18 protein-coding genes are annotated in these 17,913 nt (G+C 46.4%); 3 read left to right on the top strand and 15 right to left on the bottom strand.

The features are described 5' to 3' along the window. From rpoS to ACZ5DR_RS09850, 13 genes are all read right to left on the bottom strand, one after another. On the bottom strand, positions 1 to 990 hold the full coding sequence (rpoS, locus tag ACZ5DR_RS09910) for an RNA polymerase sigma factor RpoS (RefSeq protein WP_377368068.1): 990 nt from the start codon (positions 988 to 990) through the stop codon (positions 1 to 3). Between the two features lie 30 nt (positions 991 to 1,020). Continuing rightward, positions 1,021 to 1,851, bottom strand: coding sequence for a peptidoglycan DD-metalloendopeptidase family protein (locus ACZ5DR_RS09905; protein WP_377368070.1), 831 nt, complete (start codon positions 1,849 to 1,851; stop codon positions 1,021 to 1,023). A 21-nt stretch (positions 1,852 to 1,872) separates the two neighbouring features. Next, complete coding sequence (locus tag ACZ5DR_RS09900) at positions 1,873 to 2,811, bottom strand: DUF368 domain-containing protein (RefSeq protein ID WP_377368072.1); 939 nt, start codon at positions 2,809 to 2,811, stop codon at positions 1,873 to 1,875. Next, positions 2,804 to 3,466, bottom strand: coding sequence for a protein-L-isoaspartate(D-aspartate) O-methyltransferase (locus ACZ5DR_RS09895; RefSeq protein ID WP_377368074.1), 663 nt, complete (start codon positions 3,464 to 3,466; stop codon positions 2,804 to 2,806). The genes ACZ5DR_RS09900 and ACZ5DR_RS09895 overlap by 8 nt, the downstream gene beginning before the upstream one ends. Further along, positions 3,463 to 4,209 (bottom strand): 5'/3'-nucleotidase SurE, encoded by a 747-nt coding sequence (gene surE / locus ACZ5DR_RS09890; protein WP_377368076.1) that lies wholly within the window; start codon positions 4,207 to 4,209, stop codon positions 3,463 to 3,465. Before surE ends, ACZ5DR_RS09895 begins: the two co-directional genes overlap by 4 nt. Then, a complete protein-coding gene (truD, locus tag ACZ5DR_RS09885) occupies positions 4,187 to 5,281 on the bottom strand; it encodes a tRNA pseudouridine(13) synthase TruD (RefSeq protein WP_377368078.1) in 1,095 nt (364 codons plus the stop codon). The genes surE and truD overlap by 23 nt, the downstream gene beginning before the upstream one ends. Beyond that, positions 5,278 to 5,766, bottom strand: a complete 489-nt coding sequence (ispF, locus tag ACZ5DR_RS09880) for a 2-C-methyl-D-erythritol 2,4-cyclodiphosphate synthase (protein ID WP_377368080.1) — start codon at positions 5,764 to 5,766, stop codon at positions 5,278 to 5,280. Before ispF ends, truD begins: the two co-directional genes overlap by 4 nt. A gap of 11 nt (positions 5,767 to 5,777) precedes the next feature. Beyond that, the gene (gene ispD, locus ACZ5DR_RS09875; protein WP_377368082.1) at positions 5,778 to 6,479 is read right to left on the bottom strand and encodes a 2-C-methyl-D-erythritol 4-phosphate cytidylyltransferase; all 702 of its coding nucleotides are present in this window, start codon (positions 6,477 to 6,479) and stop codon (positions 5,778 to 5,780) included. Further along, the gene (locus tag ACZ5DR_RS09870; protein WP_464543485.1) at positions 6,479 to 6,676 is read right to left on the bottom strand and encodes a septum formation initiator family protein; all 198 of its coding nucleotides are present in this window, start codon (positions 6,674 to 6,676) and stop codon (positions 6,479 to 6,481) included. The genes ispD and ACZ5DR_RS09870 overlap by 1 nt, the downstream gene beginning before the upstream one ends. Before the next feature lie 194 nt (positions 6,677 to 6,870). Beyond that, positions 6,871 to 8,166, bottom strand: a complete 1,296-nt coding sequence (gene eno, locus ACZ5DR_RS09865; RefSeq protein WP_377368086.1) for a phosphopyruvate hydratase — start codon at positions 8,164 to 8,166, stop codon at positions 6,871 to 6,873. Between the two features lie 51 nt (positions 8,167 to 8,217). Further along, positions 8,218 to 9,852 carry a CTP synthase gene (locus ACZ5DR_RS09860; protein ID WP_377368088.1) on the bottom strand — a complete coding sequence of 545 codons (1,635 nt, stop codon included), beginning with the start codon at positions 9,850 to 9,852 and terminating at the stop codon, positions 8,218 to 8,220. Positions 9,853 to 10,036: 184 nt separating this feature from the next. Beyond that, positions 10,037 to 10,987, bottom strand: a complete 951-nt coding sequence (locus tag ACZ5DR_RS09855) for a PDR/VanB family oxidoreductase (RefSeq protein ID WP_377368090.1) — start codon at positions 10,985 to 10,987, stop codon at positions 10,037 to 10,039. A gap of 83 nt (positions 10,988 to 11,070) precedes the next feature. Then, the gene (locus tag ACZ5DR_RS09850; RefSeq protein WP_377368092.1) at positions 11,071 to 11,364 is read right to left on the bottom strand and encodes a DUF6482 family protein; all 294 of its coding nucleotides are present in this window, start codon (positions 11,362 to 11,364) and stop codon (positions 11,071 to 11,073) included. Positions 11,365 to 11,429: 65 nt separating this feature from the next. Between ACZ5DR_RS09850 and ACZ5DR_RS09845 the strand changes: the two genes are divergently transcribed. Both ACZ5DR_RS09845 and ACZ5DR_RS09840 read left to right on the top strand, forming a co-directional pair. Then, positions 11,430 to 12,110, top strand: a complete 681-nt coding sequence (locus ACZ5DR_RS09845; RefSeq protein ID WP_377368094.1) for a nucleoside/nucleotide kinase family protein — start codon at positions 11,430 to 11,432, stop codon at positions 12,108 to 12,110. A gap of 143 nt (positions 12,111 to 12,253) precedes the next feature. Beyond that, positions 12,254 to 13,501: an outer membrane protein transport protein gene (locus ACZ5DR_RS09840; protein WP_377368096.1), complete on the top strand. Its 1,248-nt coding sequence runs from the start codon at positions 12,254 to 12,256 to the stop codon at positions 13,499 to 13,501. Positions 13,502 to 13,839: 338 nt separating this feature from the next. Here ACZ5DR_RS09840 and tilS read toward each other — a convergent pair whose 3' ends face one another. Next, complete coding sequence (tilS, locus tag ACZ5DR_RS09835; protein ID WP_377368099.1) at positions 13,840 to 15,087, bottom strand: tRNA lysidine(34) synthetase TilS; 1,248 nt, start codon at positions 15,085 to 15,087, stop codon at positions 13,840 to 13,842. A 67-nt stretch (positions 15,088 to 15,154) separates the two neighbouring features. Further along, on the bottom strand, positions 15,155 to 16,459 hold the full coding sequence (gene tyrS, locus ACZ5DR_RS09830; protein ID WP_377368101.1) for a tyrosine--tRNA ligase: 1,305 nt from the start codon (positions 16,457 to 16,459) through the stop codon (positions 15,155 to 15,157). 102 nt (positions 16,460 to 16,561) lie between these two features. Here tyrS and ACZ5DR_RS09825 point away from each other — a divergent pair, with 102 nt between their 5' ends. Then, the gene (locus tag ACZ5DR_RS09825; RefSeq protein WP_377368103.1) at positions 16,562 to 17,896 is read left to right on the top strand and encodes a M23 family metallopeptidase; all 1,335 of its coding nucleotides are present in this window, start codon (positions 16,562 to 16,564) and stop codon (positions 17,894 to 17,896) included. Positions 17,897 to 17,913: the final 17 nt, after the last annotated feature.

The raw sequence follows: 17,913 nt of genomic DNA, 5'->3' as shown, positions 1-17,913 counted from the left end.
TCAGTGATCCAAATTAATCACATCTTCTAAGGACAACCCTTTATTCTGCAACATGGTTCGTAGCTTGCGCAGTGCCTCCACTTGGATTTGACGTACTCGCTCTCGAGTCAAACCAATCTCTGCACCCACATCTTCTAAAGTGCTAGGCTCGTAACCACGTAACCCAAAGCGACGGGCAATAACCTCTCTCTGCTTATCATTTAGCTCATCCAAGAGGTTTTCAATGTTTTGATGAACATCCCCATCCTGACGCTCGTCTTCTGGGCCAGCATGTTGTGTATCCGCTAGGACTTCCACCAAGCTCTTATCATTGTCTAAACCACCAACGGGTGAATCAATAGAACTAATGCGCTCATTGAGACTCAGCATTTTTTGCACGTCCGCCACAGGTCGATCAAGCATCTCTGCAATCTCTTCTGCGCTGGGTTCATGATCAAGCTTTTGTGTCAATTCACGGGCAGCTCGGAGATAAACGTTAAGCTCTTTTACCACATGGATAGGAAGACGAATGGTACGGGTTTGGTTCATGATGGCACGTTCGATGGTCTGTCGAATCCACCAAGTCGCATAGGTTGAAAATCGAAAACCCCGTTCCGGGTCAAACTTTTCAACAGCACGAATCAGACCTAAATTGCCCTCTTCGATCAGATCTAGTAACGATAACCCCCGGTTGAGGTAGCGGCGGGAAATTTTAACAACAAGACGGAGATTACTTTCTATCATCCGCTTTCTTGCTGCTTCGTCGCCTTTTAGGGCAAGGCGAGCAAAATAGACTTCTTCTTCTGCCGTTAGCAGAGGTGAGTAACCTATTTCACTTAAGTAGAGTTGGGTAACGTCTAAAGATTTTGTGTCGCTCTCTGCATATCGAGCACTCACGGCGGATTCGAACTCCTGATCAGAGGCATCATCTTCCATGTCCTCGAAGTCAAAATCACCAGCTCCTTGTAGCATTTCTTCGTTTGATTCTTTGCTCGTATCTACTGATTTCATATCGCCCTCCTGAGTCCCAAAATGTGATTATTATTGTTTGGGAAGCACTTTTAGTGGATCGATCGGTTGGCCATCGCGCCGCACCTCAAAATGCAGCATAGGTCTTTCGGAGCCTTTCCCTCCGATAACAGCTAACGAATCACCAACCCGAACGGTCTGTTTTTCCTTAACCAAAATACGTTCGTTATACGCATAAGCACTGAGATACACATCACTGTGTTTAACGATGACTAGGTTTCCATAGCCAATCAATCCATTACCCGCGTAGACAACTACACCATCGGCAGCTGCTTTTACATGCTCAGCTTCTTTTCCTCTTATGTCTATACCTTTACTACTTACGCCAGCGTTTGAAAAGCTTTTTATGACAGAACCTGATACTGGCCAGCGCCAATCTGATACTTTTTTGTCTGGCACTTTTACAGTGGACACAGGTTTCGTAGAGGAGTTCACTTTTGCTTTGGAGTTTTTTGTTACTGCTTTAGACGCAGTTGTCGATGAGCTTGAAGACGCCACTGAACGAGGTTTAGGAGTCCCAGATAAGCGGATTTTTTGGTTCGGGTAGATTACGTATGGAGAATCAATGCCATTAATATCTGCCACATTTCGGTAGTCCAGCCCATATGAAAAAGCAATAGAAAACAAGGTTTCACCAGATTTAACTCGATGAACACCATTACTCGGAACTTTCTGAACTTTTGCCCCAGACGGTTGCGATGAATAAGGATCAAGATCTGAGTAGTGAAAGCTATCGTAGGCACAACCGGTTAGAAAAAGACACGACAATAGAACACTACTGACTTTCCCTGTCAGTAATTTAGGCACCTCTAATATTCTTTTTAAGTGCTCAACAACAATCATTCCAGATAACCAAACCTTACATTACAGGGCGGCGTTATGACCTTGGTTTCTTTTTTGTAATGAGATGTAATGAATCAATAAAACCGATACAGCCCCCAATAAAACAAGACCTATTGGCACAATTAAATGGACCATTACTTCAAAATCTGTCATTTGCCACGGCAACAGTAATTGTTCTTCCACAGGCAAACGTTTATCACCTACTTGAGTGTAGGCTACCACTTCTTTCCATGGCCAGACCTTCACTAATGCCCCCAACATAACCCCCGTCAATAAGGCGAGTGTGAGAGACTTTGCTTTCAAAAGTAACCAATGGAGTACTTTTGAAAAGCTCAACAACCCTAGTACAGCGCCGCAGGCGAACACAGCAATCACAACAAGATCAAGGGACTTTATAGCACCAATGACATAACCATACATGCCCATCATCAGCAACAGAAAGCTACCTGAAATACCTGGCAGAATCATGGCACAAATAGCAATCATACCTGCTAAAAACACCATAAATAAGTTAATGGATACCGGCACAGGAACCAGTAAAGATAAGGCGGCACCAGCCATGGCCCCTATCACGAGTAACATACCGTGCTTTGAAGTGAACTGCTCAATGTCTGTCACTAGAACATAAGCGGAAGCGATAATAAGCCCAAAGAAAAAGCTCCACAGCCAAACGGGATAGCTCACCAACAGCTCAGTAACCAAGCTGGCAATGCCAAAAATACTGGTAGCAATGCCCAACAAAAGCACTATTAAAAAGTTACCGTCAAAGTGGCGCCAGAGACCTTTAAAGTCGCCACTAAACAGCATCTTTATGCTCGCCAAATTCACGCCACTCAATGCCCCAATCAATCGATCATAAATACCAACAATAAAGGCAATGGTGCCACCAGAAACACCAGGAACAACATCTGCCGCTCCCATTAACACGCCACTCAAATATGTTTTCAGCCACTTAGGCATCTATCTTTCCTTCTAAAAGAGGCACAAATTGCGCTACAGCAGATTCTAAGCGCTTCCATTTATTTCCGTGTCGTCGCCAGCAGCCAATGGCTGGAACTGCATCTGCGATAGGCATAATTAAAATGCCATCTTCTTTTAACATATCAGTCAGGGCAGTTGGAACTTTACTCGCCATAGCGGTCACGATAATAGCGTCCATTTCCACTTTTTGTGGCCATCCTAAGTGGCCATCCCCATGGAGAAACTCCACATTATTAATGGACATACTTTTCAATCGCGCTTGAGCTTGGACATACAAGCTTTTTTGACGTTCAATGGTATGTACCTTATTAAAGAAATGCGCCAACAAACACGTCTGATAACCAGACCCTGTTCCCACTTCAAGCACCCTGCCCAAACGAGCATATTTCAATAACCAGGAAGTCATCTTAGCCACCGTAAGAGGCTGACTTATGGTTTGATTCCGCCCGATGGGAAGAGGAGTTGGACTGTATGCAAGATGGGAAAATGCAGGCTCAACGAATTCATGGCGTGGTAAAGCAGCCATGAGCTCTAATAACTCTTTGTGCTCAACACCATGACTCTTCAAATGCTCAATCATTTGATTAGACCGGGATTGAGAGCGCTTCAGTAATTCATCTAGGGCAGCTGTCATAATGTCTTATTAAATACCCATTGCTGCAATTGATTCATCGCCGAATGACTTGTCATATCTGTATGGATGGGGGTAATGGACACAAAGCCTTCGGACACAGCATGAAAGTCTGTCCCCTCAGCCGCATCATGAGGGTCAGCTAAAGCGCCAATCCAAAAGCTTTGAATTCCCCTCGGGTGTTGCGCTGGGATCGCAGGATGCGCCTGCTGGCGATACCCTAAACGGGTCACCTTCATCCCTTTTAGCGCTTCATAAGGCACATCTGGCACATTAACGTTTAGTAATACTTTAGCTGGCAAATCAAGAGTATGGGCGTCTTCTAATAGCGTTAGTATTACCTGTGCAGCGGTATCGAAGTGCCTATTTCCCACCAACGAAACGGCAAGGGCTGGCCGCCCTAAATGGCGTGCTTCCATAGCAGCCGCTACGGTGCCTGAATAAATTACATCATCACCAAGGTTAGGGCCGTGATTAATACCTGAGATAACCGCATCAAAGCGCCCATCTATTACTTCAGACATGGCTAGATTCACACAGTCTGTCGGAGTGCCATCCACTTTATACTCCCGCTCACGGACAAGGGTCGGACGTAATGGCCGCGTTAATGTCAGGGAGTTACTGGCGCCACTGCGATCACGATCAGGGGCGACTAAAGTACACTCAAATTGGGTGCGTAGCGCTTTGGCTAGCGTTTGAATACCTAAAGCATCCAAACCATCATCATTCGCTAATAGGATTCTCATGATGTCTTTCTTGGGATCGATCATTAATGACAAATAGTTCTCTTAAGACACTGGTGGCAAATGCCCCTCTAGGAAGCTCAAATTGCAGCACAAGCTGATCAGGCCCCTTATCTCCTTTTAGCAATTCCCAGGCCATGTTCTCAGGTGCGAGGCGAGTTGGGCGGCTATCTCGAGCAAAATCATAGGTAATAAGCCCATTGAGGAGCGCTGTTTCCTCTGCGTACAGGGCCGCCATTGATTCAGCGCGCGCAGGAGTTGTCCCCATGGGCCAACCATCACTAATCAAGGGAAGAACTGGAGACACCTGACCAAACTTATGACGATGAATCAAATCTAAGGATAAGGCCTTCACACGAAAGGACTGACTGCCGTCTTGGGGTTGAGCAATATCCCCCACTTGAAGGGTATCCCAACTACCATCAGCCACAAAAGCAGATAAAGCTTCATTAAAAAACCAGGAGCGAATAGCCGATAACCAAAAGGATTCCGTTTTACCTAGTTTATGAGTGCCTTTGCGACCAGGCAAAACCATCTTACGGCCATTGACCAAGTTATTTCCTTGGATGCCAAAGCGCTGCTCGCCATAGTAATTTGGCACACCAAAGCGCTCGATAAGCGCTAACCGTTGCTGCATTTCATCAACATCAGAGTCTAGATTACGCAGTCGCAGCACAAAGCGATTACCTAAATGTCCACCGGTACGCAGTTTTTTGCTGTGACGCTTTTGCTCCAAGACACGGACCATTTCTGGAGCTAAGAAAACCTTCTCTATGTCTGCCACATCCACATCTTGCTTTGGGGAATGAATACAGAACCACTGACGGGTAAGTGCGTGTCGATCTTTAGCACCCGCATAGCTGACTTGCCTCGCTGACACATTGGCCGCTTTGGCTAAGCGCTTTGCCAAAAAGTCGGTGTTGACGCCTTTTTTCTCAATCCAGAGGTAAACAAATTCACCTTTTTGATCCGGCTCAAAACCAAGGATTTCCTCTACCAAGAAGTCACTTTCAACGGTTTTCAGATCCGCTGTGCCAGTGGGGCGCCCCCATGCATAGTGCCAATCCGTGTTCATGCATCCACTCGATATAGCAAGGCTACTGCTGCCACAGCAATGCCCTCTTTACGGCCAGTAAAACCAAGCTTCTCAGTGGTAGTTGCTTTAACGTTAACTTCCGATATAGCAATCCCCAGATCCTCGGCGATATTGGCGCGCATGGCATCAATATGTGGGCGCATTTTGGGGGCTTGGGCCATGATGGTGACATCAAGATTCCCAACCCCTAACCCCAGCTTCTGCACCTCAGCAAAAGCATGACGAAGTAAAACTCGACTATCTGCTCCAGCGTATTCCGCATCGGTATCAGGAAAATGCTTGCCTATGTCGCCTAAAGCCGCCGCTCCCAACAAGGCATCCGTCAAGGCATGCAACACCACATCCCCATCCGAGTGGGCCACTAAGCCTTGCTCATAAGGAATGGACACCCCACCCATAACAATATGATCGCCTTCCCCAAATTTATGTACATCAAAGCCGTGGCCGATTCTAAATGGCATCATGAATTCAATTCCTATTGTTGGGTGTGTGTCTGACTAGCCAATATAGCATTGGCCATGACAAGGTCTTCTGGCACGGTAATTTTTAGATTGGTGGCTTCCCCTTCGATAAGAGCAGGTTGCCATCCTAATAGCTCCATAGCAGAGCTTTCATCGGTAATAGCCAAATTCTCTTCGAGGGCCGTTGAGAGCCCCTCTAACAATGCCATGAGGGGAAATTTCTGCGGCGTCTGGGCTTGCCAAATGGCACTACGATCTACTGTTCCTATAGACTGGGTTGTTTCATTAGCAAGCTTAAGGGTGTCTTTACAGGGAATAGCCAACAACGCTCCTTCAGAACCATCATGAGCCATAATTCGAGTTAAAGCATCATGGGTCACTAGAGGACGCGCTGCGTCATGAACGAGAACATTTGCCGTTTCATCCACGCCAACCGCCAGCAAAACTTGCAAGCCATTTAATACTGTTTCTGCGCGCTCTGTCCCGCCATCATAACGAATCACTTGAGGGTGGGTCGCCCATTCGGACTTTGCCCAGTGTTCATCATTTGGACTCACACCTACCGCCACCCCTAGTATCTGTGGATGGGATAAAAAATTGGCTATAGTGACATCAAGAATCGTGCGTTGATTCAGGGTCAAATACTGTTTTGGAATGGCACTCGCCATGCGTTTACCAGCGCCAGCCGCCGGGATGATTACCCAATATTGCGTCATTACTTTTCTACTATTCGATAAAACATTTCGCCGTCTTTAATGTATTGCATCTCTGTGCGCACATGCTCCTCAACGGCATCTTCACCTTTTCTCAGATCTTTAATTTGGGCACGCAGGGCTTCATTTCGCACCTTTAAACGCTTGTTAATCTGCTCTTGGTACTCGATCTGTTTGGCCAACTCGTCTTCTCGTTTCATACCTTGCTCCCCCCAAAATACCTGAAAGGAAAGGTAGGCTGTACTCAGAAGAAAAATGCCAAGAAAAATGCGCAACATCATGTTGAAATATTCAAACTCAAGACTGAACGAGTGCCCATTATTCCGTGAAATGGGATAAAAAAAAATAAAAAAGGGAGAACTTACGTTCTCCCTTTTCGAAGCAAGCTAAATAATTACGCTTGCCCTTTGATCTCAGATAGACCGTTGTAAGGTGCTTTTCCACCCAGTTGCTCTTCAATACGTAGCAATTGGTTGTACTTAGACACACGATCAGAACGACATAGGGAGCCGGTTTTAATTTGACCCGCTGCCGTACCAACCGCTAAATCCGCAATAGTTGCATCTTCAGTCTCACCAGAACGGTGTGAAATAACCGCCGTGTAACCAGCGTCTTTCGCCATTTTGATGGCTTCCAACGTCTCAGTCAAAGAACCTATTTGGTTAAATTTGATCAAGATAGAGTTAGCGATGCTTTCGTCGATACCACGCTTAAGGATCTTAGTGTTGGTAACAAATAGATCATCACCTACAAGTTGGATCTTATCGCCTAGGATCTTAGTTTGGTAAGCAAAGCCTGCCCAGTCAGATTCGTCCTGACCGTCTTCAATAGAGACAATTGGGTACTCATTGCAAAGCTCAGCAAGGTAGTCAGAGAATTCTTCTGACGTAAAGACCTTACCTTCGCCTTTCATGTTGTACTTGCCGTCTTCGTAGAATTCAGACGATGCACAGTCCATGGCTAGCGTAATGTCTTTACCTAGCTCATAGCCAGCTGCTGCAACAGCTTCTTTAATAACCGCTAACGCTTCGGCGTTAGACGCTAGGTCTGGCGCAAAACCACCTTCATCACCCACTGCTGTATTCAAGCCACGAGCGCTTAATACTTTTTTCAGTGCGTGGAAGATCTCTGCTCCGTAACGTAGTGCTTCACGGAAGTTCGGCGCACCCACAGGCTGGATCATGAACTCTTGGATATCAACGTTGTTGTCCGCGTGCTCACCACCATTGATGATGTTCATCATTGGTACAGGCATAGAGTAAACACCTGGCGTACCATTAATGTCCGCGATGTGTACGTACAAAGGTACTTTCTTAGAAACTGCCGCTGCTTTCGCTGCTGCCAAAGAAACCGCTAGGATAGCGTTCGCACCGAATTGAGATTTGTTCTCTGTACCATCAAGATCGATCATGATCTTATCTAGTTCAGCCTGCGCTGTTGCGTCTTTGCCCAGTAGCGCTTCACGGATCGGACCGTTTACCGCGGCTACGGCTTTTAATACGCCTTTACCTAGGTAACGACTCTTGTCACCATCGCGCAGTTCCAAAGCTTCACGTGAACCGGTAGAGGCACCAGAAGGTGCACACGCTGAACCAAATGAGCCGTCCGCTAGGATTACGTCAGCTTCCACAGTTGGGTTACCACGTGAATCCAGAACTTCTCTGGCTTTGATGTCAACGATTTGACTCATAACAAACCCCTTTTAGTAGATGAAAAATTCACAAACACCTGTTTGCTAAAATTATTTTTCTTTTCCTGCATGCTTCAGTGCGGCGTGAACAAATGCACTGAACAGGCCGTGCCCATATCTTGGTGTTGAAGTAAATTCAGGGTGGAATTGACACGCTACAAACCAAGGATGATCTGCAATCTCCACCATTTCTACTAGTGAGTTATCAGCGGACAAGCCTGAGATCGTTAGACCGGCTTCTTTTAATGCTGGAACATAGTAGTTGTTTACTTCGTAACGATGGCGATGACGCTCACTGATCACATCTTGACCGTATGCAGCACGCGCTTTGGTGCCTTCGATCAAGTTACAGTTTTGCGCACCAAGACGCATCGTTCCACCTAGATCGGATTCCTCTGACCGGATTTCTTTGGAACCTTCAGCATTGACCCATTCAGTAATCAGGCCAACGACAGGATTCTCTGTTTTTAGATTAAACTCAGTGCTGTGTGCACCGTTTAGATTTGCTACGTTACGAGCAAATTCGATGACCGCCACTTGCATACCTAGACAGATACCCAAGTACGGAATTTTGTTTTCACGGGCGTATTGTGCCGTGCGAATTTTACCTTCTACACCGCGCTCACCGAAGCCACCTGGGACAAGGATCGCATCCATTCCCTCAAGCACACTTGTGCCTTCTTCTTCGATTTTCTCAGAGTCGATGTAATGCAGTTTTACTTTAGTACGTGCATGAATGCCCGCATGATCCATCGCTTCGATCAAAGACTTGTAAGCGTCCAACAGCTCCATGTATTTACCAACCATGGCGATGTTCACTTGCTTCTCTGGGTTCAGTTTCGCTTGAGCGACCTTGTTCCAGATTTCCAAGTCTGCAATGTTGCAATCCAAGTTAAAGCGCTGAACGATCAGGCTATCAAGACCTTGGTCTGCCAACATTTGTGGAATTCGGTAAATGGTGTCTGCATCGGGTAAAGAAATAACCGCTCGCTCATCTACGTTAGTAAATAGGGCAATTTTCTTACGCTCTGGTGCTTCGATAGAGACTTCAGAACGACATACCAAAATGTCAGGCTGAATACCGATAGAACGTAGCTCTTTCACTGAGTGTTGAGTCGGCTTAGTTTTCGTCTCACCTGCAGTGCGGATGTAAGGCACCAGCGTCAAATGCATAAACAAAGCTCGGTGGGAACCAAGCTCCACTTTCAACTGACGCACAGCTTCTAAAAATGGCTGCGATTCAATATCACCCACAGTACCGCCGATTTCCACTAGGGCAACATCTGCGCCTTCTGCACCAGCGATAACACGACGTTTAATTTCATCAGTAATGTGCGGGATAACCTGAACAGTACCACCTAGGTAGTCACCACGGCGTTCTTTTTGTAGAACATGTTGGTAGACGCGACCAGAGGTAAAGTTGTTGCGCTTATTCATCTTAGTTGAGATGAAACGCTCGTAGTGGCCTAAGTCTAGATCGGTCTCGGCGCCGTCTTCAGTAACGAACACTTCACCGTGCTGGAAGGGACTCATCGTACCTGGATCGACGTTGATGTATGGATCCAGTTTAAGCATGGTGACTTTTAGACCACGGGATTCTAGGATGGCTGCAAGGGATGCAGATGCCAAGCCTTTACCAAGTGATGAAACCACGCCGCCTGTGACGAAAATATATCGTGTCGCCATGAGTGTTTAGCCCGCCTTAAATATGTATGATCGAAATGAGAAAAGGCACTTAAAAAAGCACCTTTAGGACGGGAGCAAATAATAACACCTTGCCCCCTTGCGCTCAATGTAAAAGCTTGGAAGTTTTACTCTGCAGAGACTAAGTTCCATTTCCCAATCCAATCTATTTTTTCAAATCATTGATTTATAGATCTAATACCAAAAGGTCACTACGAGAACCTGAACAACAAGGCATGATGATTTTCCCCTCGAGGCGTTCCGCATCTGACAAAAAAGTATCCCTGTGATCCGGCACACCCTCTAATAATCGAGTCATACAAGTACCGCACCACCCTTCTTCACAAGAGACAGGGATATCTACGCCATTCATTTCTAGGGCTTGGGTGATAGAAACACCTGGCTCCACATCAAACACCTCTCCTGTGCTGGCGACCTTAACTTGAAAAGACTCTTTCAAGGCTTCATCCATAGAAGCAGAACGCTTGCCACTAAAAAATTCCCGATGGAGCTTTTCACTGGACCACCCCATTGCCATCGCCGTATCTAGGACAGCTTCAATGTAAGCGCTTGGCCCGCAGACATAGATATGCATTTTGGGGTCAGCGCCACCAAGCACTTTTTTCAAGTCAATTCGCTGACGCTCACTAAAATGAAAAGTCATCTTATCAACAAAGGCACTCTGCTGTAGCGCCTCATAAAAAGCTGCGCTTTCGGGGTTCTTAGCGGAATAGTGAAATTGAAAGTCCGTGCCTGCTTTTTTAAGCATTTGTGCCATGGGAATTAGGGGGGTCACACCAATACCAGCCCCCATAAGCAAGGCAGGGACGCGCGGGTTAGAGAGTAAAAAGTGATTTTGCGGCGTAAAGCATTTGAGCGCATCCCCTTCCTTCATCCGATGCAACTCTTCTGATCCCCCTTGAGAAAAAGGATCCAATAACACAGCGATCTCATATTCCTTGCCAGTCGTTGGCAATTTACAAAGTGAATACTGTCGACGTAATCCGCTTGGGAGTTGTAACTCAATGTGGGCACCCGGCTGATAGGTAGGCAGGCCTAAGCCATCTTCGTGGGCCAACACAAAGCGCTTAACCTTCGACGTCTCTTGGATAATTTGCTTAATAACCAGATCCAGCATAACCACCTCTTTTCAGGAATGCGTACTTATTACTTAAAGCCTAAATCAAATTCCTCAAGAGGTCGAAGCTTAACACTTATTATCTATTTAAAAGGCATACCAAGAGGGACTTCTAACACATTACCTGTTCCCATCGGCTGTCCCACCATCTCATCATAGGCGCTTTGATGACACAGTACCGTTTGGCCAACCTTCATACCTTCAAACATCTGCTGTAGTTCAATCTTGTTAGGTCGAGAAATATGTCGCCCCTTGCTGTCTTCAAGATAAAACTCTTCTCCAGCAATAATGACCGACACCTGATATAGATTTGGCATCAAAGAATGAATCTTTACCTTCTCAATAACATTAACTTTCTCTAGCTCAGACCATTTCATTTCGTTACTCTCCAAAGAATCACTAAAAACAATTACGCTGTTTTAGCACTGTCGGATTCATAAAAATGACAACAAACGATCTGTATCAACATCTCGATACCCTCCCGTCCTATCAAGATGCTTTGGCACATTTAATCACTCTTAGCCAACAACCCAAACGCGTGATCATCGCCATTGCAGGACTCCCCGGATCAGGTAAGTCCACTATCGCTGAGTACTTAGCAGCCAGAGCAACAGAGCGAGGCATTGACTGCATTACCTCCGTCAGCATGGATGGTTTCCATTTAAGTAAAGCCCAACTTAGGGCATTGCCTGACCCTGAAGCCGCTTTTAATCGTCGTGGAGCCCCTTGGACATTTGACAGTGAAAGCTACACTGACACTCTAAAGAGCTTTAAAGAACAACCAGATAACACACTCTACTGGCCCAGCTTTGATCACTCAATCGGGGACCCAGTCGATAAGGCAATCATGATTCCCACAGCAACGAAAGTACTCATAGTTGAGGGACTGTATGTTTTACACCGTGATCATGGCTTTGAGCACAGTCAAAGCTACTTAGACGAAAAGTGGTATATTGATATCCCTATGGAACGGGCCATGACGCAACTAGCCGAACGACACCAGCAGGCATGGGGCTTTACTTTAGAGCAGGCCCACCACAGAATCGAGACTAATGATGGCCTCAACGCTCAGATTGCGGCTAACACAGCGCATAACGCAAATCGTCAAATCGCCACAAAATGAACGAAAATGTTACAAACTTCGCCGTATTTTTACATGGAATCCCATCACTGGTAAGACTATGTTGATAGCTTAAAGAATGTACAAGAATGCCTTGTACAACGAGAGTCCAATAATCGTATTAAAATAAAAAGGAAGATAGACTCATGATGCCATCCTTTCCCTACCGAAAGACGCTAATTTCATTTGCTGTTGCCATGTCGGCTGCGCAACTGCACGCGGCAGGTTTCCAGCTAAACGCACAATCCGCTACCGGCCTTGGCCGTGCCTTTGCGGGTGATGCAGTAATTGGCGATAACGCCTCCGTGATTGCTCGAAACCCTGCAGCCATGTCCCTGTTCGACAAACAGCAAATCTCCGTTGGCTTTGAAACCATCACCACCGACATCGAAGTAAAAGATGCGACCTATACTGGACCAAACTCTTCAACATCTGTCTCAAGTAACAGTGCAAATACAGACTCTGTTGGTGATACGTCCATTGCTCCAAATTTCTACTATGTCCGCCCAGTAAATCAAAAATTTGCCTGGGGCCTAAATGCTTACTCCAACTTTGGGACTAAGACAGAATTTGAAGATGGTTATCAAGGTTATGAGTACGGTGGCAACACAGATGTGAAAAGCTTCAATTTAGGCTTAGTAGGCTCATACAAAGTAAGCGAAGCCTTAACGTTAGGCGCAGGACTGGATGCCATCTATGGTAAAGGTATTTTTTCACGCCCAACAAACCCGTTCGTTAATGCAGCATATAGCTCAGATAAAGTACTGGATATTGATGCTAGTGGCTGGGCATTAGGCTGGAATGTCGGGGCCATGTATGAATTAAATAGCAGAAACCGCTTTGGTATTGACTACCACTATAGCCCAGAGATCGAAGCAGAAGGCGATGTTTACACTCTTACTGGCGGAAAGCAAAGTGATACAGTAAAGATGCCATTACCAGATATTGCTGAGTTCTCGGGCTACCATCGCCTATCGCCATCCTACGCCTTGCACTACAGCATTCAATTTATTCAATGGTCTGAGTTTGACAAGCTTGAAGCGGAAAAAGCCGGGGTAATAAACACTTATAACTGGCAAGATGCATGGCACTATTCGATCGGTGGCACCTATTATATGAATGAGCAATGGGAGCTGCGCGCTGGCTACATGTATGACACCAGTGCACAGGATGAAACTCGCTCTATTTCGGTTCCTGACTCGGATCGCCAATGGTTATCAGCGGGCTTCACTTACAAGCCAGACCAAATGAGCAGCATTGATTTCGGTGCCACCTATTTACTAGGGGAAGATACTGATGTCAGTGAGAGCAAAAGTGCTCTAAACAGCTCAATTACTGGCACGACTCACGCCAACGCAGTTCTGCTTGGCCTTCAATACAGCCGCTCGTTTTAAGCACACTAAACAGTTGGAACAGAGATAAAAAATGCCTCCATTAGGAGGCATTTTTATTTCTAATTAGGGGTTATAAAGATGCTAGACTCGCTATCGCAGCCGCATCAAATTTATATTTGATGGGTTGTTTGTCACGTTCCATTGCTTCAACACCATCACTCTCTATTTGAACCGGATCCTCCAGTGTTTCAGAGCTTCTAACGTAAGTACAACCCACTAAGATAAAGCAATACACGATCAATATTAAGGCCTTCATGGTGCGTTAATCTCTACCTTGCTTCTTATCCCTATTTACTTACTTAAGCTTAGACCAGTGACTTAGATTCTCCAGTGGCTTTTTAGGGACTTGCTGGCCAAGGAAGTGAGCTTTTTCGTTGCCACTCAATGACGCCATTCCAGCCTGGCTGCTGCCATAGAGTTCCTATGGCAACCAAGACGCCTGCTTCGTACACATAAGGCAGCTGCTCTCGCCACCATAAGGGAATACGTTGATCTTGCAGCCATTTCTTTAGGGGACGATGGCGTCCATTGGGCAAGCATAATGACACCCCTTGTGGACGCCCTCTTACTTCAACCTGACGGTCAGAGTAGAGTTCATCATGCTCACGTATCAGCCACTGCCCAGCAGTTACAATTTGTGAGACAGGCTCGGCAATGATAGGCAGCAAATATAAGGTGGTTTCAAATCGTGCTAACTGAAAGCCTTCGCCGATAAAACAAGGCTGCTTTTCTTGGCTGGAAAAAAACATGGCCAGTACAGACTTTAGCTGAGGCTCTGTCAACGAATGTCCATTCTGACGGACAAAGCGTGACAGCCAGAATCCTTCTTCTCCCTCTGGCAATTGATCTAAAAGTAGCCCCCCACAGGAAGACTGCAATCCTGCTAGCGCCTCACTGGCAAGTCGATCATAGACAGACATTTCCTGCTGCATGAGCCGAGCACTGGAGGCAATCGCCTGAGCCACACCCGAATTATTAGATTGCCAAGGATGCAGTACCTGGTGGCGCAAAAAATTTCGACGATAGCGGCTGTCGTCATTGGATTCATCTTCTATCCATGACAATCCTTGCGCCGTCACATAGGCTTCGAGCGCTTGGCGCGACACGGATAATAAGGGCCGCCATATCTTCCCTTGTCCCAAGGATCGCCAGATAGGAATCCCCTGCATACCCCGTGTCCCTGCGCCCCTCTCTAGTCGAAACAAGAGGGTTTCTGCTTGATCATTTGCATGGTGCCCTTGCGCTAAAATATCGTGGCGCTTTAGATGCTTTTCGAAGGCTTGATACCTTGCTTTGCGGGCGTTTTCTTCAATTGACCTTGAAGACTCAACTTGAACGTATTCTGAAAGGAAACTCACACCCATGGTTTTGCAAACGGTTTGGCAGTGCTCTAACCAGTCGTCGGCATTAGGACTTAACCCGTGGTGAACATGAATAGCGGTTAACGAACTGCGATGGGAGTCAGGCAGCGATTGCGCCAGCATATGAAGTAAGGCTAGAGAGTCCACACCACCGCTAAATCCCACATAGAGTCTCCCCCCATGGGCCAACGACTGGGTCAGTCTTGGATCATCAAATGAAATCATCGTGTTGTAACTCCCAAGAACAGGAAAGGCGCCTAAGCGCCTTTCACATCACATCTTTACTCGCTTATTAAAGGGCGAACAAGTGATGCTTTTTCTTACCTAGTTTTACTAGGAAGTATTTACCATAGTAGCCATTGTCCGCGGTGAAGATGTCTGCCGCAGCCATATTATCTTCCATGCCTTTCGCAACACCATTCACGAACACTGAGTTACGTTGTAGAGCGTCTTTTACTTGCTTACCGCTTGCTGCCAAACCAGCATCCGCTAACAAGGTCGTCATCGGCGTCTCAGCTAGATCAATCCCAGCCAAAGAGCTGCTTGGTAAACCGTCTTGTTGAATCTGCTCTAGGTCCGCTTCACTCAGTTGATCGGTTTCACCGCTGAACAACGCTTGAGTAATACGCTCAGCTGCTGCCAAGCCTTCTTCGCCGTGTACTAGGCGTGTTGCTTCACGAGCCAAAATAGCTTGTGCTTGTGGTTTACCGCCGTTTTCTTGATCCGCTTTTTCAATGGCTTCAATGTCTGCAATCGACATAAAAGTGAAGTAGCGCAGGAACTTGTATACGTCCGCATCCGCTGTACCCAACCAGAATTGGTAGAAAGAGTATTGGCTAGTTTTCTTTGGATCAAGCCATACCGCACCGGACTCAGTCTTGCCGAACTTAGTGCCGTCTGCCTTTGTCACCAGAGGAACAGTCAAGCCAAAGACTTGTGCTTGATTTTGACGACGAGATAGGTCAATACCCCCTACGATATTCCCCCATTGATCACTGCCACCCACTTGAAGCGTACAATCGTACTGACGGTTTAGCTCGGCGAAGTCCATACCTTGCAACAGGGCGTAAGAGAACTCAGTAAACGAAATACCAGCCCCTTCACGGTTTAAACGTTGCTGCACAGATTCCTTGTTGATCATGGCATTCACAGAGAAATGCTTACCGATTTCACGCAGGAATTCGATGACATTCATGTTCCCCGTCCAGTCTAAGTTATTGACCACACGAGCAGGGTTTTCTACCCCTTCAAAAGAGATGAACTGGCTTACTTGGCTTTTAATTTTATCAGCCCAACCAGCAACCACGTCAGCAGTGTTCAAAGAGCGTTCAGCGGCTTTAAAGCTTGGATCACCGATCATGCCGGTAGCACCACCCACCAAGGCGATCGGATTATGACCTGCATCTTGGCAACGCTTCAGCACCAACAAAGGTACTAAGTGACCTAGATGCAAACTGTCTGCGGTTGGATCGAAGCCACAATACAAAGTACGACGACCAGATGACAAGTGAGCGCGCAGCTCTTCTTCTGCAGTCATTTGAGCGATAAGCCCACGAGCCTGTAAGTCAGCTAATAGGTCGATGTTTTGTTGTGTCATTTTGCGATCCAAATCCTGAAAGTTGTTAAATAAATAGCGTTCAATTATAGCCACTTAGTTGATAGGATGACATGGCTTTTACGGGAAAATTGGACGACAAACTTGGACAGGCTACTTTCTTTAAAAACTTTGTTAATCGCGTTTTCTGTAATGCTTCTGTCCGGAGCAGCGTTACTGGTTTGGTCGACCCTTGCAAAACCGCCAGCCACAGCAGTCAGTCAGCCTTCACCCCCCTTACGGTCTGCGGGTCCTATTGCGCCAAAGCCCGACATTCAAAATCCCGTTTTAGAGAACCAAAACGCGCCTAAGCCTACCCCCAAATACCGTGAAAAACATGTCATTACCATACAATCTGGAGACTCTTTATCCTCTGTACTGCGGGCTAAGGGGGTAAGCAACCAACAGATTTACCAGCTGACACAAGCTGACCACAAGGGGGCTTTAAAAGCCTTACAACCAGGCAACACCTTAGAAGCCGACATCGAATACCCTAACGGCACCTTGATCACTCTGACTCTGAGCCAAAATGTTAGAGAGAAAGAAGTGTTCACTGCTCGGGAAAAACACTTCACCCATCGTACGGTAGAGCGACCTATTACAAACGCCCCAGTGTATAAAGAGGTACGTATTGAAACCTCATTATTTGTGGATGGTTCAAATGAAGGAATATCTGACAAGCTCTTATTTCAATTAGCAGAGATCTTTAAGTGGGACATCGATTTTGCTCTGGATATACGACCGGGGGACAGCTTTTCCATCCTATATGAGCAACAGTCTATTGATGGTGAGGCCATTGGTAGCGGCAACATTCTCGCCGCAGAGTTCATTAACAACGGCCGCTACTTTGAAGCCATCCGATATGATACGGAACAACGCACGGATTATTTTACTGGGGATGGCTTATCCCTACGTAAAGCATTTATTCGAAGCCCAGTAGACTTTACCCGAGTGTCTTCTCGCTTTAACCCCAACCGGCTTCACCCTATTTTTAAAACCACACGTCCTCATCGGGGAGTAGATTATGCCGCCGCAGAAGGCACTCCAATTCAGAGCTCAGGGGACGGTACGGTATCTTACGTAGGAGAAATCAAAGGCTACGGCAACACCATCATTATTGATCATGGCCGGGGTTATACGACTTTGTATGGGCACCTAAATAGTTTTGCCCCTGATCTTGTTCAAGGCATGAAAGTGGAGCAAGGTGAAGAAATTGGTTATGTGGGACAAACAGGTTGGGCAACTGGACCCCACTTACATTATGAGTTCCGTGTTAATGGCGTTCACCAAAACCCTGAAACCATTACGATTCCAAACGACAACCCCATGTCAAAAGCAGAGCTACTAGCGTTTTTACCCTATGCTCAATCCATCCGAAAACAACTAAACGCTGCTCATACAGCTCAGTTTTTGGAGACTTTAGGGCGACTCAGGCGTTAGCTTTGTAACACCCAGAT

This window comes from Marinomonas vaga, assembly GCF_055388305.1.
This window is presented reverse-complemented; position numbering and strand designations above follow the sequence as displayed.